General features: G+C 62.7%; 22 protein-coding genes. 12 read left to right on the top strand and 10 right to left on the bottom strand.

All coding sequences use genetic code 11. The annotated features are described in order from the left end of the window. Positions 1–35 precede the first annotated feature (35 nt). A complete protein-coding gene (gene dacB / locus GF111_RS07475; RefSeq protein WP_147190704.1) occupies positions 36–1,502 on the top strand; it encodes a D-alanyl-D-alanine carboxypeptidase/D-alanyl-D-alanine-endopeptidase in 1,467 nt (488 codons plus the stop codon). A gap of 10 nt (positions 1,503–1,512) precedes the next feature. Here dacB and ybaK read toward each other — a convergent pair whose 3' ends face one another. The 3 genes from ybaK to copA form a co-directional block, all read right to left on the bottom strand. Next, positions 1,513–1,992, bottom strand: a complete 480-nt coding sequence (gene ybaK / locus GF111_RS07470; RefSeq protein ID WP_038875028.1) for a Cys-tRNA(Pro)/Cys-tRNA(Cys) deacylase YbaK — start codon at positions 1,990–1,992, stop codon at positions 1,513–1,515. A 228-nt stretch (positions 1,993–2,220) separates the two neighbouring features. Next, positions 2,221–3,027 carry a TraB/GumN family protein gene (locus tag GF111_RS07465; RefSeq protein WP_147190702.1) on the bottom strand — a complete coding sequence of 269 codons (807 nt, stop codon included), beginning with the start codon at positions 3,025–3,027 and terminating at the stop codon, positions 2,221–2,223. Positions 3,028–3,160: 133 nt separating this feature from the next. Beyond that, entirely contained in the window at positions 3,161–5,872 is a 2,712-nt protein-coding gene (gene copA, locus GF111_RS07460) for a copper-exporting P-type ATPase CopA (RefSeq protein ID WP_147190700.1), read from the bottom strand. Between the two features lie 108 nt (positions 5,873–5,980). Here copA and cueR point away from each other — a divergent pair, with 108 nt between their 5' ends. Then, the gene (gene cueR / locus GF111_RS07455; protein WP_047728634.1) at positions 5,981–6,382 is read left to right on the top strand and encodes a Cu(I)-responsive transcriptional regulator; all 402 of its coding nucleotides are present in this window, start codon (positions 5,981–5,983) and stop codon (positions 6,380–6,382) included. On the opposite strand, the gene GF111_RS07450 is transcribed toward cueR, so the two are convergent. The 3 genes from GF111_RS07450 to allS all read right to left on the bottom strand — a co-directional run bounded on the left by GF111_RS07450 (position 6,379) and on the right by allS (position 8,735). Continuing rightward, on the bottom strand, positions 6,379–6,840 hold the full coding sequence (locus GF111_RS07450) for an NfeD family protein (protein WP_201621458.1): 462 nt from the start codon (positions 6,838–6,840) through the stop codon (positions 6,379–6,381). The genes cueR and GF111_RS07450 overlap by 4 nt on opposite strands. A 2-nt stretch (positions 6,841–6,842) precedes the next feature. Then, complete coding sequence (locus tag GF111_RS07445; RefSeq protein ID WP_004940203.1) at positions 6,843–7,748, bottom strand: SPFH domain-containing protein; 906 nt, start codon at positions 7,746–7,748, stop codon at positions 6,843–6,845. A gap of 72 nt (positions 7,749–7,820) precedes the next feature. After that, positions 7,821–8,735: an HTH-type transcriptional activator AllS gene (allS, locus tag GF111_RS07440; RefSeq protein ID WP_038875046.1), complete on the bottom strand. Its 915-nt coding sequence runs from the start codon at positions 8,733–8,735 to the stop codon at positions 7,821–7,823. Between the two features lie 353 nt (positions 8,736–9,088). Between allS and GF111_RS07435 the strand changes: the two genes are divergently transcribed. The 7 genes from GF111_RS07435 (at position 9,089) to GF111_RS07405 (ending at position 16,823) form a co-directional block, all read left to right on the top strand. Continuing rightward, positions 9,089–9,574, top strand: coding sequence for an ureidoglycolate lyase (locus tag GF111_RS07435; protein WP_033647245.1), 486 nt, complete (start codon positions 9,089–9,091; stop codon positions 9,572–9,574). Positions 9,575–9,644: 70 nt separating this feature from the next. Further along, a complete protein-coding gene (gene allR / locus GF111_RS07430) occupies positions 9,645–10,460 on the top strand; it encodes an HTH-type transcriptional repressor AllR (RefSeq protein WP_038875050.1) in 816 nt (271 codons plus the stop codon). Positions 10,461–10,579: 119 nt separating this feature from the next. Next, positions 10,580–12,361 carry a glyoxylate carboligase gene (gene gcl, locus GF111_RS07425; RefSeq protein ID WP_033637372.1) on the top strand — a complete coding sequence of 594 codons (1,782 nt, stop codon included), beginning with the start codon at positions 10,580–10,582 and terminating at the stop codon, positions 12,359–12,361. A gap of 10 nt (positions 12,362–12,371) precedes the next feature. After that, positions 12,372–13,151 carry a hydroxypyruvate isomerase gene (hyi, locus tag GF111_RS07420; protein ID WP_060433748.1) on the top strand — a complete coding sequence of 260 codons (780 nt, stop codon included), beginning with the start codon at positions 12,372–12,374 and terminating at the stop codon, positions 13,149–13,151. Positions 13,152–13,161: 10 nt separating this feature from the next. Beyond that, positions 13,162–14,043 carry a 2-hydroxy-3-oxopropionate reductase gene (gene glxR / locus GF111_RS07415; protein ID WP_047728625.1) on the top strand — a complete coding sequence of 294 codons (882 nt, stop codon included), beginning with the start codon at positions 13,162–13,164 and terminating at the stop codon, positions 14,041–14,043. Between the two features lie 254 nt (positions 14,044–14,297). Beyond that, a complete protein-coding gene (locus tag GF111_RS07410; RefSeq protein WP_224217825.1) occupies positions 14,298–15,551 on the top strand; it encodes an MFS transporter in 1,254 nt (417 codons plus the stop codon). A 129-nt stretch (positions 15,552–15,680) separates the two neighbouring features. After that, the gene (locus GF111_RS07405) at positions 15,681–16,823 is read left to right on the top strand and encodes a glycerate kinase (RefSeq protein ID WP_147190691.1); all 1,143 of its coding nucleotides are present in this window, start codon (positions 15,681–15,683) and stop codon (positions 16,821–16,823) included. A 57-nt stretch (positions 16,824–16,880) separates the two neighbouring features. On the opposite strand, the gene allE is transcribed toward GF111_RS07405, so the two are convergent. The 4 genes from allE to allD form a co-directional block, all read right to left on the bottom strand. Continuing rightward, positions 16,881–17,666 carry a (S)-ureidoglycine aminohydrolase gene (allE, locus tag GF111_RS07400; protein WP_043146762.1) on the bottom strand — a complete coding sequence of 262 codons (786 nt, stop codon included), beginning with the start codon at positions 17,664–17,666 and terminating at the stop codon, positions 16,881–16,883. A 57-nt stretch (positions 17,667–17,723) separates the two neighbouring features. Further along, positions 17,724–18,983 carry an MFS transporter gene (locus GF111_RS07395; RefSeq protein WP_055316497.1) on the bottom strand — a complete coding sequence of 420 codons (1,260 nt, stop codon included), beginning with the start codon at positions 18,981–18,983 and terminating at the stop codon, positions 17,724–17,726. Then, entirely contained in the window at positions 18,980–20,227 is a 1,248-nt protein-coding gene (allC, locus tag GF111_RS07390) for an allantoate deiminase (protein ID WP_047728615.1), read from the bottom strand. Before allC ends, GF111_RS07395 begins: the two co-directional genes overlap by 4 nt. A 172-nt stretch (positions 20,228–20,399) precedes the next feature. Continuing rightward, positions 20,400–21,449, bottom strand: a complete 1,050-nt coding sequence (gene allD / locus GF111_RS07385) for an ureidoglycolate dehydrogenase (protein WP_147190688.1) — start codon at positions 21,447–21,449, stop codon at positions 20,400–20,402. 357 nt (positions 21,450–21,806) lie between these two features. Here allD and GF111_RS07380 point away from each other — a divergent pair, with 357 nt between their 5' ends. Genes GF111_RS07380 through GF111_RS07370 form a run of 3 tightly spaced genes read left to right on the top strand, consistent with a single transcriptional unit; the run spans position 21,807 to position 25,635 of the window. Then, positions 21,807–23,474, top strand: a complete 1,668-nt coding sequence (locus GF111_RS07380) for an acyl-CoA synthetase FdrA (protein WP_055312590.1) — start codon at positions 21,807–21,809, stop codon at positions 23,472–23,474. 9 nt (positions 23,475–23,483) lie between these two features. Continuing rightward, on the top strand, positions 23,484–24,749 hold the full coding sequence (locus tag GF111_RS07375; RefSeq protein ID WP_055312589.1) for a DUF1116 domain-containing protein: 1,266 nt from the start codon (positions 23,484–23,486) through the stop codon (positions 24,747–24,749). Between the two features lie 16 nt (positions 24,750–24,765). Continuing rightward, positions 24,766–25,635, top strand: a complete 870-nt coding sequence (locus tag GF111_RS07370) for a DUF2877 domain-containing protein (protein WP_055316481.1) — start codon at positions 24,766–24,768, stop codon at positions 25,633–25,635. The last annotated feature ends 3 nt before the right edge of the window (positions 25,636–25,638 follow it).

Here is a 25,638-nt window from a genome sequence, read left to right as displayed (position 1 = left end):
CAATTTGGTTTTGATAACGCAAGCAGGGAGATGACATGTTGAAAACCGCAGGCTGGCTGCTGCCCGCCATCCTGGCACTGGCGGGGTGTTCGTCATCCGGCCAACGCCATGAGCAAACGCTCAGCCAGGCGCTGGCGACCATCGGCCAAGACAAGGCGCTGGTTGGCGCGTCGAGTGGCGTGATGGTGCGCGATGCCGACAGCGGCACCGTGCTGTATCAGGCGCACGCGCAGCAGCGCCTGGCGCCGGCTTCCAACATGAAGATGTTCACTTCTCTGGCGGCGTTCGGCGTGCTGGGGGCGGATTACCGGTTTGAAACCCGGCTGTTGACCACCGGCGAGCAGCGCGGCGACACCTTGCAGGGGGATCTCTATCTGCAGGGCAGCGGCGATCCGACGTTGCATCCGGACGATCTCGACACCTTCGCCGCCACGCTGGCGCAGCGCGGCATTCGCCAGATTCATGGGCGGCTGATCCTGGACGCCAACGCGTTCGATCAAACGCCCTTCGGCGCCGGCTGGAGCTGGGACGACGAACCCTTCGCCTTCGCCGCGCCGATCTCGGCGCTGAACTACGCCTTTACCCCCGGCGGCGATATCAACGTGGTGCGGGTAGACGTGCAGCCGGGTGCCCGCGCCGGTGCGCCGGGGCAGGTGAGTTTCTATCCCGCCAATGACGCGGTGACGCTGGTCAACCGCACCACCACCGGCGGCGACACTGCACTGACGTTCGATCGCCAGCCGGGCAGCAACCGAATCGTGGTCAGCGGCACCATCGCCGCGCAGGCGGAGACCCGCTCGCGATTGATCACCGTCGATCAACCGGCCCGCGTGATCGGCGCCTTATTGCAACATGCGCTGCACGCGCACGGCATCACGCTGCGCGGTAACGCGGAAGAGGGAGTGACCCCTGCTGATGCCCGGTTGCTGGCCGAAAAAAACTCGCCGCCGCTCTCCCTCCTGGCCGTCACCTTCCTGAAGGTGTCCAACAACGGTTACGGCGAGGTACTGACCAAAGCGATGGGCCGCAAGACGCAGGGCAAGGGGGATTGGGCCGCCGGCCTGCAGGCGATCGGCCAGTTTGTGCAAAGCCAGGGCATCGCGGCCGGCGCTTACCGTCAGGTAGACGGTTCCGGGCTGTCGCGCATGAACCAAATCACGGCGCAGCAGCTGACGACGCTGCTGCTGGCGGCCAGGAAACAGCCGTGGTTTGCCGCCTGGTATAACGCCTTGCCCATCGCGGGCCAGCCGGGGTTGCTGGTGGGCGGTACGCTGCAGAGCCGCATGGTGAAGACGGCGGCGGCGGGCCGCGCCCACGCCAAGAGCGGCTCCATGACCGGGGTCTCGTCGCTCAGCGGCTATGTCGACTCGGCGACTGGGCGGCCGTTGGCGTTCGCCATCATCAGCAACAACTATCTGGTGCCCGGCGCGGAGGTGAAGGCGCTGGAGGACCGCCTGGTCGAGACGCTGGCGGCCTGTGACGCCACGGTGGTGTGCCGCTGAGCGCGCGGCGTCAGTCGCGTTTGGCGATGTCGGCGAAGCTGCCGGCCAGCAGGCGGCACAGATCGGCGGCGGCCAGCTCGATGTCCAGCCCGCGTTTGCCGCCGGAAACGTAGATGGTGGCGAACGCTTGCGCCGGGCTGTCGATCACCGTCGGCAGCCGTTTTTTCTGCCCCAGCGGGCTGATGCCGCCCACCAGATACCCGGTGACGCGCTGCGCCAGCTGCGGATCGGCCATCTCGGCCTTTTTGGCACCGAGGGCGCGGGCGACCTTTTTCAGATCCAGCTGGGTGGCGACCGGCGTGACCGCCACCGCCAGGTGTTTGGCGTCGCCGTTCAGCGCCACCAGCAAGGTTTTGTAAACCCGATCGGCATCCAACCCCAGCTTTCTCACCGCTTCGTCGCCGAAATTAGTTTCTTCGCTGTCGTGGTGATACGGATGAAGGGTAAAGGTGACCTTTTGTTTTTCGAGCAGAACGACTGCGGGCGTCATGATGTGTTGTCCAGAATGTCCCCTGCGGGGGAAGGGTGATAACCAGCTTTAAAAATACAAAAATCCGACCTGCCCGGCAACCTGAGCGGCTGTTACATAAAGCGGGTTGCCAAGATATTCACCGGGTTGCTACCCTGTTTACTGTAACCGTTAACACGGTTGCTATGCGTATAACTAGAATACAAGAAATTCCTCTTTGACTGGCCAATAGCGATATTGGCCTCTTTTTTAGCCCTGTGGCTGCAGCATCGCCGGCAGGTTATCCTCGCCGTACAGGTGCAATGCGCCAACTGCCACCACATAGTCCCCGGCCGGCAGCGCCTCCAGCTGACGCCGCCAGTCGCGATTGCGCTGATGCATCAGCACGTCGTACAGCCCGGCGCTGAAGGTGGCGGGCAGGGTGTCCAGCGTGCCGCGCGGTTTGGCGTCCAGCCACCAGCTCACCATGGTTTGCAGCAGCCGCGCGTTGGTGTGCCAGTGCTCCAGCGTATCGCGCAGCAGCGCAATACCGCCTTCCGGCAGCTGTTCCAGCATCGCCAGCTGCTGCTGCGCCCCTTCCAGCTCGATCACCGGTTTGTCCTGCGCCCGGGCGCCCTGCAGCAGCTGATAGTCCACGCCGTACTCTGCCCGCAGCCCCAGACGCTGAGCCTGGCGCGCCTGCATCATCAGCGCGACCTGCCAGCCGGGCAGGGTGACGAAGGCCTCTGGATCGGCGCCCAGCTCATGGCACAGCGCCAGCAGCCGTTGATATTCTTCGGCGGACAGGCGCTGTTCCAGCGCCGGCTGCAGCTCGGCGTGGTCGAAAGGCGAGGCGGAATCGGTGATATCGGCTTCGACGATCAGCGCGTCGGCCTGTTGCAGCCGGGCGGCCAGCCGGGATGGCAACGGCGACATATCGACGGTGCCCATATGGATGCTGCCCACCAGATGCAGCCGACGATCGCCCGGCAGAGTGATGTCCAACGCCGGATAAGCGTAACGTTTGGGCGAGATCAGGCCGAGAAAGGCGGCGAGGCGGCGTAACAGTTGACCCATACGGCGTGGCTCCTGAATAACGGGTGCGCGTTTCAGCATGAAAGGCGAGGGAAAATCGTCATTCATGCTAAACGCTATCCGCCGCGCAGGAAAGCCCGGAAAACAGCGGGGCGCCATGTCGGCGCCCCGGCGATCACTTCCTGGGTTTAAAACGCAGCAGCCGGTTGGCGTTGCTGACTACGGTAATCGACGACAGCGCCATCGCCGCGCCCGCCACCACCGGGCTGAGCAGCGTGCCGGTCAGCGGGTAGAGCACGCCGGCGGCGATCGGGATACCCAGCGTATTGTAGATAAAGGCGCCGAACAGGTTCTGCTTCATGTTACGCAGCGTGGCCTTCGACAGCGCTACCGCATCCGCCACGCCGTGCAGGCTGTGGCGCATCAGGGTGATGGCGGCGGTCTCGATGGCGATGTCGCTGCCGCCGCCCATCGCGATGCCCACGTCGGCCTGCGCCAGCGCCGGGGCGTCGTTGATGCCGTCGCCGACCATCGCCACGCGCTGGCCCTGCGCCTGCAGCTGCTTGATCGCCGCCGCTTTGCCGTCCGGCAGCACCCCGGCAATCACCCGATCGATACCGGCCTCTTTGGCGATGGCGTTGGCGGTCACCGGGTTGTCGCCGGTCAGCATCACCAGCTGATAGCCCTGCTGGTGCAGGCGCTGCAGCGCCGCGACGCTGTCCTCGCGCAGCGGATCGCGAATGGCGAACAGCGCGGCCGGTTTACCGTTAACGGCCAGCAGCACCGGCGTTACGCCGCGTTCGGCCAGGGCGCGCATCGGCGCCTCCAGTTCGGCGGTCGCAACCTGATGCTGCTCCAGCAGCGCGGCGTTGCCCAGCAGCACCGGCACGCCGTCGATCTCCCCGCTGACGCCGGCGCCGCGCAGGGTGCGGAACTGCGCGACCTGCGGCAGCGTTTGTCCGGCGGCGCGTTCCATGATGGCGCGCGCCAGCGGGTGGTTGGAACCTTGCTCCAGCGCGGCGGCCCAGCCGATCGCCTGCTGCTCGCTGACCTGATTGAAGGTCAGGATCTCTACCACCTGCGGTTTCCCTTCGGTCAGGGTGCCGGTTTTGTCGAACACCAGGGTGTCCAGCTGGCTGGCCTGCTGCAGGGCGTCGGCGTCGCGTACCAGCACGCCGAACTCCGCCGCGCGGCCCACGCCGGAGATGATCGACATCGGCGTCGCCAATCCCAATGCGCACGGACAGGCGATGATCAGCACCGTGGTGGCGATCACCAGCGTATAGACCAGCTGCGGCTGCGGGCCGAAGAAGTACCACATCGCCGCGCTGAACAGGGCTATCCCCACCACCGCCGGCACGAACACCGCCGAGACGCGGTCGGCCAGTTGGCCGATCGCCGGTTTACTGCTCTGCGCCTGGCGCACCAGTTTAATGATGCGCGCCAGCGTGGTTTGGCTGCCGATGGCGGCGGCGCGGAACAGCACGCTGCCGTCGTCAACCACCGTCCCGGCATGCACCGTGTCACCAGCACCTTTCTGCTGCGGCACCGCTTCGCCGGTCAGCATCGCTTCATCGAGCCAGACTTCACCCTGCACGATTTCACCGTCGACCGGCACGCGATCGCCGGTGGTCAGCCGCAGCGTCATGCCGAGCTGCACCTCCGCCAGCGGGATATCGCGCTCGCCGTCGTCGGTTACCAACCGCGCGGTAGGCGGCGTCAGATCCAGCAACCGCTCCAGCGCCTGCGAAGAACGCTGACGGGCGCGTTGCTCCAGCGCATGGCCGAGGTTGATCAAACCGATGATCATCGCGCTGGCCTCGTAATAGAGGTGGCGCGCCTCCATCGGGAAGAAATCGGGCCAAATGTTGACGGCGATCGAGTAAAGCCAGGCAGCGCCAGTACCGAGCGCCACCAGGGTGTCCATGGTGGCGCTGCCGTTCATCAGCGCACGCCAGGCATTGCGGTAGAAGTGCCCACCGGCGAACACCATCACCGCCAGGGTGATGACGCCGACCAGCAGCCAGGGGCGCTGGGTTTCCGGCGTCAGCGTCATGCTGCCGCCGAACAGTCCCCAGGCCATCAGTGGGATACCCAACGCCAGACCCAGCGCTGCCTGCCAGCTAAAGCGCTTCATGTTGGCGCGTGCGGTCTGCTGTTGGCGCTCGCGGCGTTCGGTTTCATCCTGAATCATTTCGGCGCCGTAGCCGGCTTTTTCCACCGCCGCCACCAGCGCCTGCGCATCGGCGGCGCCGGTCACCAGCGCGCTGCGTTCCGCCAGGTTGACGCGCGCATGCTCTACGCCGGGAACGCTTTGCAGCGCCAGCTGCACTTTATTGACGCAGCTGGCGCAGGTCATGCCGCTGAGCAGCAGCTGTACGCTGTCGTCCGCGCCGTCGGTTGCCGGAAGGGGAGATTGCGCCGCTGGCTGAACGTCCGGCAACGAAGGTGTTGCGTCAGTCAACGGCTCAGTTTTTGGGGCGACGGCGCCCGCTACGCCGGCGTGATAACCGGCATCTTCCACCGCGGCGATCAGCGTTTGCGGATCGGCATCGCCGTACACTTTCGCGCCGTCGATAGTGACGTCGGTGGCGAACACGCCCGGCACCGCTTCCAGCGCCTTGCGGGTGGTGCCGACGCAGTGCATGCAGCTCAGGCCGCTCAGCTGCAGTTCGGTATCGGCGTGCGGCGCGACTTCGGCCTGATAACCGGCGGCGATCACGCTGTCGATCAGCGCGCTGTCCGGCGCGTCGCCGGTCACTTTGGCGTAATGCACGTTAACGTCCGCCTGTTCGACATCGCTGCGGCTTTCCAGGGCTTTTTTCACCCGCTGCGCGCAGTTCATGCAGGACAGCCCCTGCAATGCCAGCATAGTGGTGTGTGACATGATTGAACTCCTTGCTTAAAGGGCGGTGTTTAAAGGTTGACCGCCTGACCTGTTTTCACTAAGAATGGAGCTTAAACCTTCCAGCAAGGGTAAGGTCAAGGAGGGGAAATGAATATTAGCGACGTCGCGAAAAAAACCGGGCTAACCAGCAAGACGATTCGTTTTTACGAAGAGAAAGCGCTGATTACCGCCCCGATCCGCAGCGATAATGGTTACCGCCACTACTCCGCCAGGCACGTTGAAGAGCTGACGCTGCTGCGCCAGGCGCGGCAGGTGGGCTTCAACCTGGACGAGTGCCGTGAGCTGGTGGCGTTGTTCAACGATCCGGCCCGCCACAGCGCCGACGTGAAGGCGCGCACGCTGCAGAAGGTGGCGGAGATCGAAAGGCACATCAGCGAACTGGGCGAAATGCGCCAGCGCCTGCTGGCGCTGGCCGACCAATGCCCGGGCGACGAGGGGGCGGAGTGCCCCATCATCAACAACCTGGCGGGGTGTTGTCGTTCGAATTAACGGCTGATGGCGCGGATCACCAGCGTGACGCCTTCCACCGCCACCACTTCTACTTCGGTGCCGGCGGGCAGATCTTCAGCCGCCTGCGCGCGCCAGCTGCTGTCGCCGATATTGATGCGCCCCATGCCGTTGTGCATCGGCTCCGTCAGCGTAGCGCGGGTGCCGATCAGCTGGCGGTTGCGCTGGTTGAGCACCGGCGATCCGCCGGATGCGGCCGCCGGGTGCCGGCGCAGCCAGTACCACCACAGGTAGGCGACGACGACGGTCAGGACGGCGAAAATCATGCCCTGCCACGCCCAGGAAAGCGGCGGCAGCAGCCAGATCAGAGCGCCGACCAACAGCGCCGCCACGCCGCTCCACAGCAGGTAGCCGCCGGCGCCGAGCATTTCCGCCGCCAGCAACACGCCCCCGAGGGAGAGCCAAAACCACAGCGGATTCGCCGCGATCAGTTCGAGCATGATTATTTGCCTTTGCTTTCTTTCAGCAGTTCGGTAATACCGCCGATCGAGCCGAGCAGGCTGCTGGCGTCCAGCGGCATCATCACCACTTTGCTGTTGTTGGAGGAACCGATCTTCTGCAGCGCGTCGGTGTATTTCTGCGCCACGAAGTAGTTCACCGCCTGAATGTTGCCGCTGGCGATGGCGTCGGACACCAGCTGGGTGGCGCGCGCCTCGGCCTCGGCGGCGCGTTCACGCGCTTCCGCCTGCAGGAACGCCGACTGACGTTCGCCCTCGGCCTTCAGGATCTGCGATTGTTTCTCCCCTTCGGCGCGCAGAATGGCCGCCTGACGCACTCCTTCTGCCTCGAGGATGTCGGCGCGCTTGGTGCGCTCGGCCTTCATCTGGGCGTTCATCGAGGCGATCAGTTCCGCCGGTGGCCGCACGTCGCGGATCTCGATACGGGTGATTTTCACCCCCCACGGATTGGTCGCTTCATCGACGATGTGCAGCAGGCGGCTGTTGATGCTGTCGCGTTGCGACAGCATTTCGTCCAGCTCCATCGAGCCGAGCACGGTACGGAAGTTGGTCATGGTCAGGTTGACGATCGCCTGTTCGAGGTTGCTGACCTCGTAGGCGGCGCGCGCCGGATCGACCACCTGGATAAAGCACACCGCGTCGATGGCGACGTTGGCGTTATCGCGGGAAATCACCTCCTGCGAGGGAATGTCCAGCACTTGCTCCATCATGTTGATTTTACGGCCGATGCGGTCCATGAACGGCACCACCAGGTTCAGGCCCGGCATCAGCGTTTTGGTATAGCGGCCGAAGCGTTCTACCGTCCATTGGAACCCCTGCGGCACAATTTTGACGCCGGCGAACACCACAATCAGTGCGACGACGATCACGATGGGAATAAAAGTAAGCATGCAAACCTCCTGTCAGACATATGTAAACAGATATTACGTCAGCGCCGGAAAAATGCCTACCGTTACCGCGACTTAATCCAGGGCGCTGACCAAACCCGCGATCAGCGGATCCCGCGTCTGGAACAGGCCGATCAGGGTACGCACCGCCTCACCGCCGCGAGCATCGGACCAGGCCAACGACAGGGGAGAGGGCTGGCGCGGATATTTGAGCTGCTTAGCCACCAGCTCGCCGCTATCAAGGTAAGCTTGGCACAGCTGGCGCGGAAGGAAACCGATCCCGAGACCGCGCAGGTGGCACTCCAGCTTGGTGCGCAGGTCCGGCACTTTGATCTCTTGCTGGCCCGACAGCAGCCAGGCGGTGCGCTTGGCCAAATGGCGCGCGGTATCTTCGACGTTGATCGCCGCGTAAGGGCGCAGCTGCGTTTCGTTCAGCGGATCGGCGGCGGCGGCCAGCGGATGCGTCGGCGCGATGGCGAACACCCACTCTATTTTGCCCAGGGGCAGCACCTTGATGCTGTTTTCCAGCGATTCATTGCCTGCCGCCCCGATCGCCAGATGGCAATCCTCATTCAGCAGCGCATCCCACACGCCCATGTACACCTGGCGGGAAATGTGGAATTGGGTGAACGGGTATTTGTCGTGCAGGTGGGTCAACAGCCCGGCTACGGCGGCGGCGTCATACAGCAGGTTGTTGATCACGATATTCACCTGGTGCTCTACACCGTCGTTGATTTGCCGCAGTTCGCCCGGCATGGCGTCCAGCCAGGTGTGCCACTGGCGGCAGCGCTCCAGCAAATACTCTCCGGCCGGCGTCAGGTTGACGGTGCGGGTGGTGCGGATAAACAGCTGCGTGCCGATGCTCTCTTCCAGCGTTTTGATGCGGTAGCTGATGGTGGCGGTGGTTTTGTGCAGCAGCTCCGCCGCGCGGGAGAAACTTTGGCACTCGGCAACTTTGATAAACGAACGAATGGTTTCGTGATCCAGCATGAGGGGTCCTTGGCTGACACCGCCTTTTCGGTTATCGGTGAGAAGAATCTACTGATGTTGCGGCGCGATAGGCAGCGGCAAAACCCAACCCCACGATCCCGGTCACAGAATCCCCCGATAGCGATGAACGCGCGCCGCCCCATTTTGCCCGATGATGAATTGGGCTGTTTTTTAATTCATTGATTTAAAGCAACTAATATTGCTATTCGATCGTAAAGTGTGCGGGTGATCTTGTTGTGGAAAAATTTTCCAAAAAAATGCTGTCAAATTCACCACGCGCTGTCTAGAGTGAAGGCGTTGGGTGAAATATCGCCGTTCAATCGCCGTCTGGGTCATGCGCTTGGGAGAATCACATGGATTTAGTCATCGAAGAATTAACGCCGGCGGCCTTTGCGCCTTACGGCGATGTATTGCAGATAGAAGGCTCGCGTTTCTTTCATATCAATGACGGAAAAACCGAGCGTTATCACGATCTCGCCAAGATAGAGGTGTCCGACGGCAACCGGGTGCTGGCCAGCATCAACCGGGCGGAACCCTGCGATCTGCCGATGACCTTTTCCCTGTTGGAAAAGCATCCGCTCTCGTCGCAGGCCTTTGTGCCGATGAACGGCGAACGCTTCGTGGTGATCGTCGCCGAACCGGGCGAAACCATCCCCATCGGCACGCTGCGCGCCTTTATCACCAACGGCAAGCAGGGGATTAACTATCACCGCAATGTCTGGCACCATCCGCTGTTTGCCTATGCGAAGGTCACCGACTTTTTCACCATCGATCGCGCAGGTGCCGACAACTGCGTGGTCAGCCGCTTGCCGGAGCCGTATCGCATAGTTTTGGCATAGCGCTGGCCGCACGCCGCGCAGGGCGTTTATCATAGCGTCACCCATGCCGTTACTGACAAAGGAAGCTTGAATGACCGAATTACGCAGGAAAGGACGACCCGCCACCGAAGCCGGCGCCACCAAAGGGGCGCAGGCGTTGGATCGCGGGCTGGAGATCCTCCAGTACCTGGCCAACGCCGGGGGAAGCTCGTCGGTTTCCGTGCTGTCCGAAAAGCTGGAGTTGCCGCTGTCCACCACCTTCAGATTGTTGAAAGTGTTGGAAAAATCGGAATTCGTCTTTCAGGATCCACAGCTGGGCTGGTGGCATATCGGCATTCAGTCGTTCACCGTCGGTTCCGCTTACATGAACGACCGCGACGTGGTATCGGTGGCCGGGCCGTTCATGCGCCGGCTGATGCTGCTGTCCGGCGAGACCGCCAACCTGGCGATCCGCAACAATTTCGACGCGGTGCTGATTCGTCAATGCGAGTGCCAGGCGATGGTGCGCATGTGCGCGCCGCTGGGCAGCCGTTTGCCGCTGCACGCCTCGGGTGCCGGCAAAGCGCTGCTGTACCCGCTGGCGGAAGAGGAGATGCTGGATCTGATCGTGCGTTCGGGGCTGCAATCCTACACGCCCAAGACGCTGACCAGCGTGAACCTGCTGCGCAAGGATCTGCATCAGTCGCTGGCGCAGGGCTACACCATCGACGATGAAGAGCACGCGCTTGGCCTGAACTGCTTGGCTTCGGCGATTTTCGATCGCAACAACAACGTGATCGCCGCCATTTCCATCTCCGGGCCGAGTTCGCGGGTCGGCAAGGAGCGGTTCAAGGAGCTGGGCGAACTGGTGGGTGAAGTGGCCAGAGATATCAGCGCCGCGCTGGGCGAATCGCGCAGCAAGGCGTAAACGTCGCGCGCCGGGCTGAACCGGCGCGGAGCAAGACTCCCCGTTTGATGAGCAAACGGGTTTTTTTGACCGCAATTTTAATTTGGAAAAATTTTCCAATAAATTAAGGAGAGCATCACATGGCAATTATGCGAGCGGTAGACGCGGCAATGCACGTGCTGGAAAAAGAAGGGATCACCACCGCGTTCGGCGTGCCCGGCGCGGCGATCAACCCGTTCTACGATGCGATGCGGCGGCACGGCGGCATCAAACACTATCTGGCGCGGCACGTGGAAGGGGCCTCGCACATGGCGGAAGGTTACACTCGCGCCGCCGCCGGCAACATCGGCGTGTGCATCGGCACTTCCGGCCCGGCGGGCACCGACATGATCACCGGCCTTTACTCCGCCTCCGCCGACTCGATCCCGATCCTGTGCATCACCGGCCAGGCGCCGCGTGCGCGTTTGCACAAAGAAGATTTTCAGGCGGTAGACATCGAATCGATCGCCAAGCCGGTGACCAAGATGGCGGTCACCGTGCAGGAACCGGCGCTGGTGCCGCGTGTGCTGCAGCAGGCGTTCCACCTGATGCGCTCCGGCCGGCCGGGCCCGGTGCTGATCGACCTGCCTTTCGACGTGCAGATGGCGGAGATCGAGTTCGATCCGGACACCTACTCTTCACTGCCCGCCTATAAGCCGGCGGCCACCCAGGCGCAGATCGACAAAGCGCTGGATCTGCTGTGCGCGGCGAAAAAACCGCTGATCATCGCCGGCGGCGGCATTCACAACGCCGACGCGGCGGATCTGCTGCAGCAGCTGGCGGAGATCTGCAACGTGCCGGTGATCCCAACCTTGATGGGCTGGGGCGCCATTCCGGACGATCACCCGCTGATGGCGGGCATGGCGGGCCTGCAAACCTCGCACCGCTACGGCAACGCCAACCTGCTGGATTCGGATCTGGTGTTCGGCATCGGCAACCGCTGGGCCAACCGCCACACCGGCTCGGTGGACAAGTACACCGCCGGGCGCAAGGTGGTGCACATCGATATTGAGCCGACGCAGATTGGCCGGGTGATCTGCCCGGATCTGGGCATCGTCTCCGACGCGCGCATCGCGCTGCAAATGCTGGTGGATACGGCAAAGCGCCGCTTCGAGCGCGGCGAGTTGCCGAATCGCGACGCCTGGTGCGCCGCCTGCCTGCAGCGCAAGCAAACGCTGCTGCGCAAGACCCACTTCGACAACGTGCCGGTCAAGCCGCAGCGGGTGTATGAAGAGATGAACCGCGCCTTCGGCCGTGACGCCTGCTACGTCACCACCATCGGGCTGTCGCAGATCGCCGCCGCGCAAATGCTGCACGTTTTCGAGCCGCGTCACTGGATCAACGCCGGGCAGGCCGGCCCGCTGGGTTGGACGCTGCCTGCGGCGCTGGGCGTATGCGCCGCCGATCCCCAGCGCAAGGTGGTCGCGCTGTCGGGCGACTATGATTTCCAATTCATGATCGAAGAGCTGGCGGTCGGCGCACAGTTCAAGCTGCCCTATATCCACGTGCTGGTGAACAACGCCTATCTGGGGCTGATCCGCCAGGCGCAGCGCGGGTTCGATATGGATTACTGCGTGCAGCTGTCGTTTGAAAACATCAACAATGCGGAGATTGGCGAGTACGGGGTCGATCACGTCAAGGTGGCGGAAGGGCTGGGCTGCAAGGCGCTGCGGGTATTCAAACCGGAAGAGATCGCGCCGGCGTTCCGTCAGGCCCAGGAGCTGATGCAGCAGCACCGGGTGCCGGTGGTGGTGGAAATCATCCTGGAGCGCGTCACCAATATTTCCATGGGCACCGAGCTGGATAACGTCAACGAGTTCGAACCGGTGGCGGCAACGCCGGAAGACGCGCCGACCTCGGTCAACTTCTTTGATTACCGTTGAGGGCCTTACCATGCCGAAATTTTCAGCCAACCTGTCCATGCTGTTCACCGAAGTCGATTTCATGCAGCGCTTCCGCCGGGCGAAGGAGCAGGGCTTCAGCGCGGTGGAATACATGTTTCCCTATGACTACCCGATCGCCGCGCTGCGTAGCGAACTGGAGGCGCATCGCCTGAGCCAGGTGTTGTTCAACCTGCCGGCCGGCGATTGGGCGGCGGGCGAACGGGGCATCGCCTGCTTGCCGGGGCGCGAAGCGGAGTTCCGCGACGGCGTCGGGCGCGCGATCGAGTATGCGCAGGCGCTGGGCTGCGATCGCATCAACTGCCTGATCGGCAATCCGGATCCCGCCGTCGGCCGCCACGCCACCGACGAACGGGTGAAGGAGAACCTGAGCTACGCCGCCGACACTCTGGCGCGGCAGAATATCCGTCTGCTGATCGAACCGATCAACCGTTACGACATGCCGCAGTTCTACCTGCAAACCTCCCGGCAGGCGATCGAACTGATCGAAGCGATCGGCAGCCCCAACCTGTATCTGCAGTACGACCTTTACCACATGCAGCGCATGGAGGGAGAGCTGACGCAGACCCTTGAGCGCCTGCTGGCGAAGATCGACCACATTCAGGTCGCCGACAATCCGGGGCGGCACGAGCCGGGCACCGGTGAAATCAACTGCGAGTTTATCTTCGCGCAGCTGGATCGCATGGGTTATCGCGGCTGGATCGGCTGTGAATACAAACCGCTCACCACCACGGAAAGCGGCCTGTCATGGATTAAAAAATACCTGTCTTGAGGAGATGAAAATGAAAGTGGGATTTATCGGTCTGGGCATCATGGGCGCGCCGATGGCGGAAAAGCTGCTGGCGGGTGGGCACACGCTTTACGCCCACACCCGGCATGAGGTGCCGGCGGCGCTGTTACAGCAAGGGGCCATCGCCTGCCGCGATCCGCAGCAGGTGGCGGATGAGGCGGAGGTGATCTTTATCATGGTGCCGGATACGCCGCAGGTGGAGGAGGTGCTGTTCGGTGAACGCGGCTGCGCCGCCGGCAAACTGAACGGCAAAGTGGTGGTGGACATGAGCTCCATTTCACCGCTGGAGACCAAGCGGTTCGCGCAGCGCATCAACCAGCTGGGCGCCCAGTACCTGGACGCGCCGGTTTCCGGCGGCGAAGTGGGCGCCAAACAGGGCACGCTGACCATCATGGTGGGCGGCGAGGAAGCGACCTTCGAACGGGTGCAGCCGCTGCTGGCGCTGATGGGCAAGAACATCACGCTGATCGGCGGCAACGGCGACGGGCAAACCTGCAAGGTCGCCAACCAGATCATCGTGGCGTTGACCATCGAAGCGGTCTCCGAGGCGCTGGTCTTCGCCTCGCGCGCCGGCGCCGATCCGGCCCGGGTGCGCGAAGCCCTGATGGGCGGTTTCGCCTCGTCGCGCATTCTGGAGGTGCACGGTGAGCGGATGATCAAGCGGGCGTTCGCGCCGGGATTCCGTATCTCGCTGCACCAGAAGGATCTCAACCTGGCGCTGCAGGGCGCGAAGGCGCTGGCGCTCAGCCTGCCGAATACCGCCACCTGCCAGGAGCTGTTCAACGTCTGCGCCGCCAATGGCGACGGAGAGCTGGATCACTCCGCGCTGGTGCGGGCGCTGGAAATCATGGGCAACCACCAGGTGGCCGGCTAAGAGCACCCCCGGCATTTGATTTGCCGGCTTATCGTTAGAATCAGAGATGTTCGACATTAATAACGCCCTCTTTATGATAAATAAAGAGGGTCCCCGCCAATCCAATAAAAAATGATTCAGCACAATAAAAAGTAAAAAGCAGGATGCCAACCGAGGAGACACTGAATATGGCAACCGATAATGCTGTTATTGATAAAGATATTCTTACCGCCCCTGACAAAAACCGTTTATATCGAAAAATCGCCTGGCGCATTATGCCCATTTTATTAGTGAGCTATATCGTCGGTTATCTCGATCGGGTTGGGATCTCATTTTCGAAATTTCAAATGATGCCCGATATTCTGAACGGCAATGTCTCGATGGCCGAAGCCGTTTACGGGCTGGGCGCCGGGGTGTTTTTCATCGGCTATATCATCGCCGGGGTACCCAGTAACATTCTGCTGAGCCGCTACGGCGCCAGAAAGATCATCGCGCTGCTGATGGTGGTGTGGGGGGCGATTTCGATGCTGAGCATCTTTATCACCAATCCCTGGCAATTCTACCTGGCGCGTTTCCTGCTGGGGCTGGCGGAGGCCGGCTTCTACCCCGGCGTGATCCTCTATCTGACGCTGTGGTTTCCGTCCAGCCAGCGCGCCAAGATGACCGCGCTGTTCGTGTGCGGCATCCCGGTCAGCAACATCATCGGCGGCCCGCTGTGCGGCTGGATCATCGAGCACATGAACGGCCTGATGAACCTCTCCGGCTGGCAGTGGCTGTTCTTTATCAGCGGCCCGCGCGCGCTGCTGATCGCCGTCGTCATCTTCTGTTTCCTGGATAATACCTATCAGAGCGCCAAGTGGCTCAGCCCGCAGGAGAAGGCGCTGATCAAAGAGGATATGGCGCAGAGCGCGCCGCGCCAGGGCGCCGCCGGCGGGCAGGAATGGACGATGAAAAGCATGCTGAGATCGTCCGCGTTCACCAAAATGTGGCTGATTTGCTTCTGCACCGTGATGGGCCAGGGCGGGCTGGCGTTTTGGGTTCCGACCATCATTCGCGACACCGGCGTGACCTCGGTGATGGATATCGGGTTGCTGACCATGCTGCCGTACATGCTGGCGGTGGTGGCGATGCTGGTGGCCGCGCGCAGTTCGGACAAGCATCGCGAGCGGCGCTGGCACATCATCGTGCCGTTCTGTATCGCCGCGGTGTCGCTGATCTTTATCGGCCTGTTCCCGGACAACAAGCACGTGGTGATGGCGGCGCTGTGCGTGGCGGTGGCGTCGAGCCTGGTGCCGTCGCCGCTGTTCTGGAGCCTGCCGAACGCCATCTTTACCGGCACCTGCGCCGCGGCGGGCATTGCGCTCATCAATTCCATTGCCAATATCGGCGGTTTTATTTCGCCTTATATCATCGGCTATTTCAAACAGCTGACCCACAGCAATTTGGCGGCGATGTGCCTCTTGTCGACAATGATGATACTGGGGGCGATATTAACCTACAGCGTGCCGGCGAAATGGGTCAATAAATAACATCTTCCTTCATCTTCATTAAATAGTCGGCAACAGTTTTATTTTATTTCGCCATGCATTTCTCATCTGATTATTTCAGCGGGGGAAGGCATGGCCATTTTTTATTTCGTCTCGAATAAAGGAGGCAGCATGAAAGTTGTTATTGCACCGGATTCATTTAAAGAAAGCGTCAGCGCGGAGCGGGCGGCGCGGGCGATCGCGCGCGGCTTTCACGAGGTTTATCCCGATGCCGAGTGCGTCTGCCTGCCGATAGCCGACGGCGGCGAAGGCACGGTGGACGCGCTGGTGGCTGCCACCGGCGGGCGCAAGGTGAGCGTGACCGCCACGGGGCCGCTGGGGGAACGGGTGGCGGCGTTTTACGGCGTCAGCGGCGACGGCAAGACGGCGGTGATCGAAATGGCGGCGGCCAGCGGGTTGATGCTGACGCTGGCGGAGCGCCGTAACCCGCTGCTGGCGACCAGCTACGGCACCGGCGAACTGATCCTGCATGCGCTGGATCAGGGCATTCGCCACCTGATCCTCGGCATCGGCGGCAGCGCCACGGTGGATGGCGGCGTCGGCATGGTGCAGGCGCTGGGCGGGCGCTTCTACCGCCCGGACGGCAAGGCGCTGCCGTGGGGCGGCGGCGAGCTGGCGACGCTGAGCGGAATCGATCTCAGTACGCTGGATGCGCGCCTGCGGCAGTGCCGGATTGAGGTCGCCTGCGACGTAGACAATCCGCTGGTGGGGCCGCGCGGCGCGGCGGCGGTGTTCGGGCCGCAGAAGGGCGCGACGGCAGCGATGGTGGCGCAGTTGGAACAGGGCCTGACGCAGTATGCCGAGGTGATCCGCCAGAGTACCGGCCGCGACGTGCGACAGGTCGCCGGCGGCGGAGCGGCGGGCGGCATGGGGATCGCCTGCCAGGTGTTTCTCGGTGCAACGCTGAAGCCGGGCATCGAGATCGTGATGGCGGCGCTGGGCCTGGAGGAGGCGCTGGCGGAGGCCGATCTGCTGATCACCGGCGAAGGGCGCATCGACAGCCAAACGCTGGGCGGCAAGGCGCTGTCCGGCGTCGCTCGTCTGGCGCGGGCGCGCGGCCTGCCGGTCATCGCGCTGGCCGGCGTGGTGGAGGACGGGGCGGAAGCGCTGCACGCGCAGGGGATCGACGCGATGTTCAGCATTCTGCCGCGCCTGAGCTCGCTGGCGGCCGCGCTGTCGCAAGGGGAACTCAACCTGCAGCGCAGCGCCGCCAACGTCGCCCGCGCGATGCGTATCGGTAGGCGATTGGGATAAATAAAAAAGAAGGCCACGCTGCGCGAGCAGGTGGCCTTGGTTTTGGCGGCGAAGCGCTTACGGCTCGACGTCGCGGTTGCAGTCCTTGGAGTAGATGTAGCTGAAGGTTTCCTGGCCCACCGCATAGCCCGCCTGTTGCACATAGGCGCCCATGAAGATGTAGTCGCCTTGTTTCACCGGCATCCATTCATTGTCCAGGTTGTACACGCCGGCACCGCTGAGAATGTAGGCGCCATGCTCCTGCACGTGAGTCTCGATGTAGCCGTGGCTGGCGCCGGGGGCGAAGGAGAGGATGTGCATATTCATGTCGAAGCCCAGATCTTTTGGCAGCAGATCCTGCAGGATCACCTCGCTCATGCCCTCGTAGTGGATCTTCTCCAGGTTGGCGACGTTGTTGCTGACCACGTGCGCCTCGTAACCCTTGATGCGCTGATAGCGGCGCTTGTAGAGGAACAGGCGGCTGGATTGGCCGCCGTTGGCGTTTTCCAGCCGCAGGGTGACGCCTGCCGGGCAGTAAAGGTAGCCGCCGGCGGTCAGCGGGTAGTCGGTGGCGTCGGCGGAGGCGGTGATGGCGCCGTCGATGACGTACACGAAGGTTTCTAGCTCTTCGCCGCCAAAGCCTTTGGTGTTGCGGCCGCAGTCGTGCAGCGTCACCAGATAATCGACGAAGGTGGCACCCAGTTTCGGCGTCGACAAGATGGTGACGTCGCAGTTTTCAAAACCGGGAATGACGTTGCGCACCAGGCCGTTCGGCGGGATCAGCGCATAGTTGCCGCGTTTGATGATGGCGCGCGTTGACAGAATGTCGGTTGGATAACCGGTTTGATTGTTGAAGTAACCCACGTTGATTCTCCTGATCGTTGAAAGGGCGCCGCAGCGGCGCCCGGTAAAAAAGCGCCGTCAGGCCTCGGTGGCCGTTCGGGCTGCCGTAGTGCGTTTCATCAAGACGTTGACGGTGAAGAAAATGGCGGTGCCCACCAGCAGGATGGCGGCGGAGATGTAAAAGCCCATCACCTTGGAGCCGGTGCTGTCGGAGATCACGCCGGTGAGGAAGGGGGCGATCACCGACGAGGACATACCGAAGAAGTTGAACACGCCGAAGCTGGTGCCATAGCCTTTCTTCGGCGCGTTGTCGGCGACGAAGGAGATCATGATCGGATCGACCGCCAGCTTACCCAGCAACCCGTACAGGATCAGGCTGATCAGCAACATGGTGGAGTCCGGCGAAATGACGGTGCAAACCAGCATCACCGCCGCGCACAGCTCGAGGAAAATGATCAGCTGCACCTTCTTGTTGCGGAAACGGTCGGACATGCGGCTGAAGAACAGCGCGCCCGGCACCGAGGCGAACGCCACCAGGGCGGAGGAGAAGCCGATGGCCACCCCTTCAAAGCCGCGCTCTTGCTGCAGGAACGAGGGCAGCCAGGTGACTATCATGTAGTAGCCGTAGCAGGTGGCGAAGTACATCGCGTAGGCGGAGATCATGCGCAGGCTGAACAGGCCGCTGGCCTGGCCGTCCTCTTCGGGCTCGGCAGCCGTCGGCGCAACGGTCTGGCTGACGGCCGCCGGTGCTTGAGGCTGCGAGCCTTTGATGACCACGGCGAACACCAGCGTCATCACCACCAGCAGGCCGGTGATGATGAACAGCATGATCTGCCAGTTCATGTTGAAGCTTTTCACCAGCAGGCTGGAGGCGATCAGGCCGATGGCCATGCCGAGCGCCGAGCCGCTGTTGATCACCGCGGTCGCCAGGCCACGGCGTTCCAGCGGGATATTCTCCGACGACAGGGAGTAGGCCGAGCCGTAATAAGAGCCGCAGCCCATGCCCGCCAGCAGGCTGCCGGCATAGACCATGGTCAGGCTGGTAGCATTGCCGATCAGCAGCGTGGCGATGATGAACAGGCAGAAGCCCGGGATCAGCACCACCTTCTTGCCGAATTTGTCCACCAGGATGCCCGCCGGGATCTGCATCCCGGTGTAGGCGAAGAAGTAGAAGCTGGCGATCAGCCCCATTTCCGCATTGGAGTGCGCGCCGATGGTTTGTTGGATCTCGGGGAAGATCGGCGTCAGGACGGTGCGATAGATCCAGATCACCGTCCAGCCCAGACAGAGCACGACGACGATCTTTTTCCAGTAGCGCGGGTCGATGTCGTTGCTCATGCCTCGGCCCCCTGTTCGGTGTAGGCCAGCTGATACAGCGTCTGTGCCAGGATTTTCACCCCTTCGTTCAGATCGGCGACGGCGGTTTTTTCCGCCGGGTTATGGCTGATGCCGGCGATGCTCGGCACGAACATCATCACCGTCGGCACGCGCGGGGCGAAGATTTGTGAGTCGTGTCCGGCGCCGCTGTGCATCATGCGGTAATTTAGCCGCTGCGTTTCGCACAGGCGGCTGACGCAGGCCACCAGCTGTTCGTTCATCGGGATCGGCGCTTCGTCCATCCACAGATCGATCTCGGCCTCGATGCCCATCTCGGCGCAGATGCGCTGGATATCCTGCTCGATCTCCTGCGTAAAGCGCAGCAGCGCGGCCTGATCGGTGTGGCGGCAGTCGAGGGTGAAGTGGGTGAAGCCCGGCACCACGTTGACGGTGTTCGGCTTCGGCTCCACCTTGCCGAAGGTCAGCACCAGCGGATCGCCCTCGGCGCGCGCCTTGGCGATCGATTCGCAGCAGATGCGGCTGAAGGCGTGCACGGTATCCCGGCGATAGCTCATCGGGGTGGTGCCGGCGTGGTTGGCTTCCCCCTGCAGCCGCACGTCATAACGCCGTTGGCCGACGATGCTGGTCACCACGCCGATGGTTTTGCCTTCGGTTTCCAGCACCTTGCCCTGTTCGATATGGATCTCGACGAAGGCCGCGATGTCGCTGCGCAGTGGCTGATGCGGCGGGGGGAAATCGAAACCGGCGTCGCGCATGGCGTTGACGAAGCCGACGCCCTTGGCGTCCGTAATGTGCTGCACGTCTTCCCGCCGGGCCAGGCCGACGATGTTCTTGCTGCCCCAGAACACATAAGGGAAGCGGCTGCCTTCTTCTTCCGCCAGCGCGATGACTTCCAGGCTGCGCAGCGGCGGGCCGTAGGTGTCTTTGAGGTGTTTGATCGCCATGAAGGCGGCTTCGATACCGAACTGGCCGTCGAGGTTGCCGCCGTTGACCACCGTGTCGATGTGCGAACCGGAGAGAATCACCTGGTCGGGGTATTTGCTGCCCTCCAGTCGGCCGAACAGGTTGCCGACCGCATCAAAATGGGTGTTCAGCCCGGCGGCCTCGAAGGCGTTTTTCAACGCGTGCTGCGCTTCGATCCATTCCGGGGTATAAAGCAGACGCGTCATGCCGCCGCTGGGATCGGCGCCGATTTTCGATAACCAGCCGGAAATATCACGGATTTCTTGTTGGAAGTCTTTCATGTTTACCTGCCCGCATGTTGTGTCTCAGCGGCGATGCGGCCAGGGCTGATGCTATTCGCCGCCGGCCGACCTATTGCGCTGAGCGCGCTGATGAAGGTTTTCTTTTTTCTCCCCGGCTCTGACATATCAACCGCGAGCCGCGGCGTAAAAAGCCCACGATAATAAGAGTGTGTTAACTGGCGAAGGGATCTTTATGGTCGTAAGAACGCTGGTAAATAGCATTTGAAATTAAGTATTGATAAATATCGTCGACGATTTCGATGCCGTTTTTCTCGCTTTCCATTTCACGCGCATGGCTATTCTGCCCCGGGTAAAGCACTTTGCTGACGCCCGGCGACGGCTTAACGGCATTCAATTCTTTCATGACCTGGCTGATATTTTTACGGAATGCGGATTCGTTGGTGAAATAACCCGGGTTCAGAACGATATGCAATTGGCCCAATTCCCGGCCGGCGCTGAGATCGTGATACATCGAGCTGACGTGTTTGCCGAACGGCAGGCCGAGCAAAATGCCCGACAGCACGTCGACCATCATCATCAGGCCGTAGCCTTTCGGCCCGGCGATCGGCAGCAGCCCGCTGACGGCGAACGGATCGGTGGTGTGCTTGCCCTCGGCGTCCACCGCCCAGGTATCGGGGATGGCGGCGTTGCGCGAGCGGGCGTCCAGCACTTTGCCCCAGGCCTGTACGGTGGTGGCCATATCGAAGGTGATCAGCTCATCGCCTTCGCCCGGTGCGGAGAAGGCGATGGGGTTGGTGCCGTAGTAGACCTCGGCGCCGCCGTACGGCACCACCATCGGATCGGACTGGCACAGCGAAATGCCGACCATGCCGGCGCGCGCCGCCTGCTGCACGAAGTACGACAGCGCCCCGCTGTGGCCGATGCGGCGCACGCCCACCACCGCCACGCCGTTCTCTTTCGCCATCTCGATGGCGCGATCCATGCTCAGCTTGGCCGCCACGTGTCCGGCGCCATTGTCGCCGTCGAAAATGGCGCTGCAGGGGCCGGTTTTTTCAAAGGTGAAATGCGGGTGATTGTTGGTGCCGCCTTTGCTGATGCGTTCGGAATAGTATTCGACCCTGACCGCGCCGTGAGAATGAATGCCGCGCGCATCGGCATGAACCAGCACGTCGGCGACGATGCCGGCGTGTTCCTGGCTCAGGCCGGCGGCGTGAATTTTTTGCTGGATAAGCTGATGTAATTGTTGTTTAGAGACCTTCATATACAGTCCTTTTATCACTACGGTTTATTTAATTCGCCTCTGCGTTGTAATGTATAAATACCGGGGGGGAATAATGTGATCCAGATGCGTTTTATCCGATTGGATTAAAAATTCGTTGAATTAAATCGCCATTGTTAGAAGTTTTTTACAAATGCTTTTTTCCGTCTGGATTAACTAATATTCAGGCGATTAAGTTATTTTTTCTAACAATAGATAAAGTGTGACCGTACTCACCTCTGGGCGTGGTTTTAATTTGTAGCTTGATCATTAACCTTTTCGCTGGATTCAATGCATCGCCGCGCCGCCGGTGCGGGAAATATTGCCGATATTATTAAATGCTGTCTTAAGGATATCACCATGATCCATGCTTTTATTAAAAAGGGGAGCTTTCAGGATTCCGTCAGCCTGATGTTGATCTCCCGCAAACTCAGTGAATCTCCCAAGGTCGAGGAAATATCCGTCATGATGGGGACACCGGCCAATAAATCCTTATTGGAGGTGACCGGTTTCTGGCACCCGCAGTTTAGCGAAGCGACGCCGAACGATATTTGCGTGGCGATCAAAGCGGAGTCCGCCGACGAGACGATCGCCGAGGAGATCGGCGCGGCGCTGGAGGCGGCGCTCAAGGCGATTGCGCAGGGGAGCCAGGGCGGTAAAAAACTGCTGCGGGCGCGCAGTTGGCGCACCGCCAGGCAGAAGCTGCCCGCCGCCAATCTGGCGCTGATCTCGATCGCCGGCGAATACGCGGCGGAGCTGGCGGATAGCGCGCTGGAAGACGGCTGCAACGTGATGATGTTCTCCGACAACGTCAGCGTGGCGCAGGAAGTGGCGCTGAAAACCAAGGCGCGCGAACGCGGGCTGATCGTGATGGGGCCGGACTGCGGCACCGCCTGCATCGCCGGTGCGCCGCTGGCGTTCGCCAACGTGGCGCCCGCCGGATCTATCGGCGTGGTGGGCGCCTCCGGCACCGGCATTCAGGAGCTTATTTCGCAAATTACCCTGGCAGGCCAGGGCATCTCGCACGCCATTGGCCTCGGCGGGCGGGATTTGACGGCGGAGATCGGCGGCATCAGCGCCATCAGCGCGCTGCGCATGCTGGCAGCGGATCCGCAGAGTCTTGTGCTGGCGTTCGTGTCCAAACCGCCGGCGCCCGAGGTGCGCCAACGGGTGATCGACGAGATGAAAGCGCTCGGCAAGCCGGTGGTGGCGCTGTTCCTCGGCGCGCAGTCCGCCGTGCGCCAGGAGGGCAACATCACGTTCGCCGCCACGCTGGATGAAGCGGCGCGGCTGGCGGCGATGCTGGGCTGCGTGCAGCAACAGGCGGCGCAGCAGCCTGCGGTGCCCGGCGGCAAAATCGCCGGGCTGTACGCCGGCGGTACGCTGGCGGCCGAATGCGCGATGCTGCTGGCGGAAAAATTGTCCCTGCCGGTGGATAGCGAACACCCGCGCGGCGCCATGCTGGTGGCCGACGGCCATCGCATCATCGACATGGGCGATGACTTTTATACCCAGGGGCGCCCGCACCCGATGATTGACCCGACCGCCCGCAATCAAGAAATCGCCCGCCTGGCGCAGCAGCCGCAGACCGGCGTGTTGCTGCTGGACGTGGTGATCGGCTTCGGTGCTCAGGACGATCCGGCGGCGTCGCTGGCGGCCGAGGTGGCCAACGTGCGCGCGGCGCGCGGCGCGGCCCACCCGCTGGCGGCGATCGCCACCGTCACCGGCACTGAACAGGATCCGCAGCAGCGCTCGCGGCAAATCGCCACCCTGCAGGAAGCCGGCATTGCGGTGATGCCGTCGCTGCCGGCAGCGGTCGCGCTGGCGCATCAGCTGATTACCCCCATCTTACCCGCACCTGAACGCGAACGGCCGGTCTTGCTGGACGGCGTCGCGGTGATCAACGCCGGGCTGCGCAGCTTCGCCGATGACCTGCAAACCAGCGACATTCCGGTGGTGCATTACCAGTGGGCGCCGGTGGCCGGTGGCGATCAACGATTAGCCAACATCTTGAAAAAATTAAAGTAAGGAACCGCTATGTACGCAACGATTGAGCAAGCAAACGCCGCCGTTATCGCCCGTATCCGCGAGGCGCGCCCGCACTGGCAGGATGTGGATCTGGCGCACCGCTTGATCCCGCAGCTGGCCGAAGGGCGCAAGCTGCTGCACGCCGGCCCGCCGGTCACCTGGCAAGAGATGAGCGGCCCGGTGCGCGGCGCCTGCATCGGTGCCTGCCTGTTCGAAGGCTGGGCGCAGGATGAGCAGCAGGCGCTGGCGCTGCTGGCGCAGGGGGAGATCGAGTTCATCCCGTGCCACAGCGTGAGCGCGGTGGGGCCGATGGGCGGCATCACCTCGGCCCACATGCCGATGGTGGTGGTCAGGAACACCGTTCACGGCAATTACGCCTACTGCAACATGAACGAAGGCATCGGCAAAGTGATGCGCTTCGGCGCCTACGGCGAGGACGTGCAGCAGCGCCTGCGCTGGATGCGCGACTCGCTGGCCCCGGTGCTGAAAGCGGTGCTGGCGACGCTGGAGGAGGGGATCGATCTGACCGCGCTGATGGCGCAGGCGATCAGCATGGGGGACGAATTCCACCAGCGCAATATCGCGGCCTCGGCGCTGCTGATGCGCAGGCTGGCGCCGGAGATCAGCCTGTTGCCGCGCGATAAAGCGGAGCTGGCGCAGGTGATGCAGTTCCTCAGCATCACCGATCAGTTCTTCCTCAATCTGGCGATGGCCTACTGCAAGGCGGCGATGGACGCCGGGGCGGAGATTGAGCAGGGCACCATCGTCACGGTAATGACCCGCAACGGCAAGAATTTCGGCATCAAGATCAGCGGGATGGGCGATCGTTGGTTCACCGCGCCGGTGAACACGCCGGAAGGGCTGTTCTTCTCCGGCTTCAGCCAGGCGGACGCCAACCCGGACATCGGCGACAGCGCGATCACCGAAACCTTCGGCATTGGCGGCGCGGCGATGGTGGCGGCACCGGGCGTGACGCGCTTCGTCGGGGCTTCCGGCGGCATGAGCGCCGCCACCGACATCTCCGAGGAAATGGCGGAAATCTACCTCGAGCGCAACATGATGCTGCAGATCCCGACCTGGGACTTCCAGGGCGCCTGCCTGGGGCTGGATGCCCGGCGGGTGGTGGAAACCGGCATCACGCCGCTGATCAACACCGGCATCGCCCACCGCGAAGCCGGGGTCGGGCAAATTGGCGCCGGCACGGTGCGCGCGCCGCTCGGCTGCTTCGAGAAAGCGATCGAAGCGCTGGCCGATAAGCTCGGCATTACGGCGTAAGCGAACGGAGGCGCATATGGACATTATCGCGTTGGCCGGCAGCCGCCATGCGACGCAGGATTACGGCGCGCTGCGCTGCGTCGGCAGCTTCAACAACGCGATCAATTTCCTGACGGAAAGCGCACGGCTGCTGACGCTGCACCGCGCCGGCAGCGGCCTGAGCCCGATGGGGTGGCAGCTCGGCGCGCGGGATTTCGATCGCGTGCGGCGTGCGGTGCCGTCCGTACGACGCTGCGCTTTCTCCGCCACAGGCATCACGTTGGATGCGTTCCTGGTGCGGCCCGCCGCCGCGGCGCGGGATCTGGCGCTGGCGCCGCGCGCGGCCATTGCCGATCGGCCGCTGACGGCGGTATTGCAGCGCTGCACGGCGCAGTGCGGGTTGCACGGCGAGCTGGGCCGATTGGTGAGGCAGCCGTTAACGCCGGAGCCGGCCGCGCTGGTGCGGGATTTTTCCCGTTGGCTGCGGGGCGACACGGTCGACTGGCACCAGGCGCTGGGCAAGGGGCCGGGGCTGACGCCGAGCAACGACGACACCTTGCTCGGCCTGCTGCTGAGCGCCCACCTCGACAGCCGCATCCCGGTTACCGGGCTGGCGCCGTTTTTCGCCCAGACGCCACCGCTGGACGCGCTGACCACGCTGGTGAGCGCGCACTACCTGCGTTACGCCGAGCAGGGCGTGTTCGCCACGCCGCTGCATGCGTTGGCGCAGGGGCTGCGGGCGCCTGAAGAGGTATCGGCGGCGGTGGCGGCGATGCTGAGCCTGGGGCACTTCTCGGGAGCGGACACGCTGCTGGGCGTGTGGCTGGGGGTGACGACGATTAACGCACTGTGCGGCGCGCGGTGTGAACACGAGGGCCGGATCGCGGATCCGGTCGGGACGGTATGATTT

This window comes from Serratia sp. HRI (assembly GCF_010119335.3).
GTDB classification, from domain to species: domain Bacteria; phylum Pseudomonadota; class Gammaproteobacteria; order Enterobacterales; family Enterobacteriaceae; genus Serratia; species Serratia nevei.
The sequence above is the reverse complement of the archived record's forward strand: the minus strand, read 5'-3'. Positions and strand labels throughout refer to the sequence as shown.

What these genes read in the sequence shown, in the direction of transcription:
- cueR (WP_047728634.1), top strand. Translation starts at nt 5,981, where the DNA reads ATGAATATTAGCGACGTCGCGAAAAAAACCGGGCTAACCAGCAAGACG.
- hyi (WP_060433748.1), top strand. Translation starts at nt 12,372, where the DNA reads ATGCCGAAATTTTCAGCCAACCTGTCCATGCTGTTCACCGAAGTCGAT.
- GF111_RS07395 (WP_055316497.1), bottom strand. Translation starts at nt 18,983, where the DNA reads ATGAGCAACGACATCGACCCGCGCTACTGGAAAAAGATCGTCGTCGTG.
- GF111_RS07370 (WP_055316481.1), top strand. Translation starts at nt 24,766, where the DNA reads ATGGACATTATCGCGTTGGCCGGCAGCCGCCATGCGACGCAGGATTAC.
- GF111_RS07405 (WP_147190691.1), top strand. Translation starts at nt 15,681, where the DNA reads ATGAAAGTTGTTATTGCACCGGATTCATTTAAAGAAAGCGTCAGCGCG.
- GF111_RS07380 (WP_055312590.1), top strand. Translation starts at nt 21,807, where the DNA reads ATGATCCATGCTTTTATTAAAAAGGGGAGCTTTCAGGATTCCGTCAGC.
- GF111_RS07465 (WP_147190702.1), bottom strand. Translation starts at nt 3,027, where the DNA reads ATGGGTCAACTGTTACGCCGCCTCGCCGCCTTTCTCGGCCTGATCTCG.
- GF111_RS07445 (WP_004940203.1), bottom strand. Translation starts at nt 7,748, where the DNA reads ATGCTTACTTTTATTCCCATCGTGATCGTCGTCGCACTGATTGTGGTG.
- gcl (WP_033637372.1), top strand. Translation starts at nt 10,580, where the DNA reads ATGGCAATTATGCGAGCGGTAGACGCGGCAATGCACGTGCTGGAAAAA.
- dacB (WP_147190704.1), top strand. Translation starts at nt 36, where the DNA reads ATGTTGAAAACCGCAGGCTGGCTGCTGCCCGCCATCCTGGCACTGGCG.
- GF111_RS07435 (WP_033647245.1), top strand. Translation starts at nt 9,089, where the DNA reads ATGGATTTAGTCATCGAAGAATTAACGCCGGCGGCCTTTGCGCCTTAC.
- copA (WP_147190700.1), bottom strand. Translation starts at nt 5,872, where the DNA reads ATGTCACACACCACTATGCTGGCATTGCAGGGGCTGTCCTGCATGAAC.
- allR (WP_038875050.1), top strand. Translation starts at nt 9,645, where the DNA reads ATGACCGAATTACGCAGGAAAGGACGACCCGCCACCGAAGCCGGCGCC.
- allS (WP_038875046.1), bottom strand. Translation starts at nt 8,735, where the DNA reads ATGCTGGATCACGAAACCATTCGTTCGTTTATCAAAGTTGCCGAGTGC.
- glxR (WP_047728625.1), top strand. Translation starts at nt 13,162, where the DNA reads ATGAAAGTGGGATTTATCGGTCTGGGCATCATGGGCGCGCCGATGGCG.
- GF111_RS07375 (WP_055312589.1), top strand. Translation starts at nt 23,484, where the DNA reads ATGTACGCAACGATTGAGCAAGCAAACGCCGCCGTTATCGCCCGTATC.
- GF111_RS07410 (WP_224217825.1), top strand. Translation starts at nt 14,298, where the DNA reads ATGCCCATTTTATTAGTGAGCTATATCGTCGGTTATCTCGATCGGGTT.
- allC (WP_047728615.1), bottom strand. Translation starts at nt 20,227, where the DNA reads ATGAAAGACTTCCAACAAGAAATCCGTGATATTTCCGGCTGGTTATCG.
- GF111_RS07450 (WP_201621458.1), bottom strand. Translation starts at nt 6,840, where the DNA reads ATGCTCGAACTGATCGCGGCGAATCCGCTGTGGTTTTGGCTCTCCCTC.
- ybaK (WP_038875028.1), bottom strand. Translation starts at nt 1,992, where the DNA reads ATGACGCCCGCAGTCGTTCTGCTCGAAAAACAAAAGGTCACCTTTACC.
- allD (WP_147190688.1), bottom strand. Translation starts at nt 21,449, where the DNA reads ATGAAGGTCTCTAAACAACAATTACATCAGCTTATCCAGCAAAAAATT.